The sequence below is a fragment of the Pseudomonas sp. SDO55104_S430 genome, from assembly GCF_054070595.1.
Genome location: NZ_JBSVXG010000411.1, coordinates 1 through 2522 on the forward strand (window position 1 = coordinate 1; position 2522 = coordinate 2522).

Here is a 2522-nt window from a genome sequence, read left to right on the forward strand (position 1 = left end):
TGACTGACACACCGCATTCGCGAGCAAGCCCGCTCCCACAGGGTTGAGTGTGACGTCACCGTCCAACGCGCTATGCTGCCCCTCTCCGCCACCGTCCGAGACGCAGCCATGTCCGCCCCAAGCATGACCCTGTACCACAACTCCCTTTCCCCCTTCGTTCGCAAAGTCATGGTGCTGCTGCACGAAACCGGTCAACAAGACCGCGTGGCCCTGCTCAACTGCGTGCTCACCCCGGTCGACCCCGACAAGACCCTGATCGACGACAACCCCTTGAGCAAAATCCCCGCCCTGCGCCTGGCCGACGGCAACGTCATCCACGACAGCCGGGTGATCCTCGACTACCTCGACCACCAGCACGTCGGCAACCCGCTGATCCCCCGCGAAGGCTCCGCCCGCTGGCGCCGCCTGACCCTCGCCTCCCTGGCCGACGGCATCATGGACGCCGCCGTGCTGGTGCGTTACGAAGTCGCCCTGCGCGCCCCGGAAAAACACTGGGACACCTGGCTCGACGGCCAACGCGACAAAATCCGCCGCGCCGTGGCCCTGCTGGAAAAAGACGCCATCGCCGAACTCACCAGCCACTTCGACATCGCCGCCATCAGCACCGCCTGCGCCCTGGGCTACCTCGACCTGCGCCACCCGGACCTGGACTGGCGCACGGCCAATCCGCAGTTGGCGGCGTGGTATTTCGAGGTGAGTCAGCGGCCTTCGATGATTGCGACCATGCCCAAAGTCTAGGTTTTCACCAACGACACCGACATCATCGCGAGCAGGCTCGCTCCCACAGTTGGTCTTTGGCGCATACAGATTTTGTGTTCGCTGCAGATCGTTTGTGAAACCCGGCCCGCTCGCGATCGCTCCACATCAGTTCGATTGCAAACAACCGATCGATCAGGATCACCAGCTTCTCGCCCTCTCTCTGATCCTCTCGCAATCCAACCAGCCGACTCATTTCACCTCTCCCAAATCAAACGCCACCGGCTTCTCGACCTTGCGCCCCACCCCATACCAATCCAGCTTGCGCGTCAGCACCATGAATACGCCCAGCAACCCGAACAACAGCAACGAGCCCATCAACAGCGCGTAATCCTCCGCACTCAACAGTCCGTAAAGCAGCCCATACAGCCCCGCCAATCCCGCCGAAAAGCTCAAGCCGTGGCGCACGCTGCGCAGCACATGGCAGACATAGAACCCGATCAACAACACACAGGCGCTGGCCGACAGCAGATACGCCGAGGCAAAGCCGATGTGTTCGGACAGCGACAACAGCAGCAGGTAGAAGAACGCAAGCGCCACACCCACCAGCGCGTATTGCACCGGGTGCACGGCGAGGCTTTTCAGGACTTCGAAGAGGAAGAAGCCGGCGAAGGTCAGGACGATGAACAGCAGGGCGTATTTGATCGCGCGGTCGCTTTTGAGGTACTGGTCCACGGGGTCGATGAAGCTCACGCCGAAGCTGCGGCCGTAAAAGCCTTCGCAGCTGGTGCGCGAGACGCAGCTGTTCAGGGCTTCCTGCAAGTTGGTGGAGAAGAACGAGGTCTGCCAGTTGGCGGTGAAACCTTGATCGGTGACTTCACGCTGTGCCGGCAGGTAGTTGCCGATGAAGCTGGGGTGCGGCCAGTTCGCGGTCAGCGACACCTGGCTGGTCTTTCCCACCGGCAGGATCTCCAACTGACCGGTGCCTTGCAGTTTCAGATCGAAGCCGAAGGCCAGCTCGGTGTTCTGCTTCGCGTCCAGATGCGGCAGCGGCACGTGGACACCCTCGCCCAGCCAGCCGACCTGAGTACCGGGAATGAAGTCCAGGCGCTGGTCGTTGAGTTCGAGTTTCAGGGCATTTTCGATGCCACGAATATCGCTGATGCCGACCGCCAGAAATGGCTGATCGAACTGGTAATCGGCGAAGTCTTCCTTGATCCCCAGTTGCGCCGGCAGGGAAAAATGGCCGGTGATACGGTTGTCGGCATGGAACAGCCGCGCCTGATAAATGCCTCGTGAGCGCAGTTCGGTCTGCACCTGGCCATCGAGTTCGAAGCGCTCCGGGAGGAAGTACAAGCGACCGCGCTCCTCGCCGATCTCCTGATAACGCTGGTTGGTTTTCTCGGAGGTTTTCCAGGTGCGGATCACTTTGCGATACGGCACCACCATCAGCGGGCCGCTCAGTTGCTGGCTGTAGCTGGAGCTGCGGGCGATGTCTTCGAGCACACCGTCGCGCAGTTGCTGGCGGTCCTGGATGACGCCGTTGATCATCAACAGCGGGATCAGCAACAGCAGGATCAACAGGGCAATGGCCCCGAGTTTCAAAGTCAGATTTCGGTTCATGGGACTCTCCCTGTTTGGATGGGGAGAGTCTGGAATGGGTGTGTGGGGGTTTTGTGGGGTGAATGTGGAGATTGTGTGGAGATTGGGCTGGCCTCTTCGCGAGCAAGCCCGCTCCCACACTGGATTGCGGATAAACACAAGATTTGCGGGGAGTGTCAGATTTTTTGTGTGCGGGCCGGTAACGGCCTGCCGTCAGGCAGGCC

Annotated in this window: 2 protein-coding genes; one reads left to right on the forward strand and one right to left on the reverse strand. The window is 60.8% G+C overall.

All coding sequences use genetic code 11. The features are described 5' to 3' along the window. Positions 1-108: 108 nt before the first annotated feature. Complete coding sequence (locus ACW9JE_RS30200; protein WP_457434847.1) at positions 109-738, forward strand: glutathione S-transferase; 630 nt, start codon at positions 109-111, stop codon at positions 736-738. Between the two features lie 210 nt (positions 739-948). Here the strand turns inward: ACW9JE_RS30200 and creD are convergent, their stop codons facing one another. Continuing rightward, a complete protein-coding gene (gene creD / locus ACW9JE_RS30205) occupies positions 949-2319 on the reverse strand; it encodes a cell envelope integrity protein CreD (protein WP_224538045.1) in 1371 nt (456 codons plus the stop codon). Positions 2320-2522: the final 203 nt, after the last annotated feature.

Excerpts from the sequence above, each read along its gene's own strand:
- ACW9JE_RS30200 (WP_457434847.1), top strand. The coding sequence starts at position 109 with ATGTCCGCCCCAAGCATGACCCTGTACCACAACTCCCTTTCCCCCTTC.
- creD (WP_224538045.1), bottom strand. The coding sequence starts at position 2,319 with ATGAACCGAAATCTGACTTTGAAACTCGGGGCCATTGCCCTGTTGATC.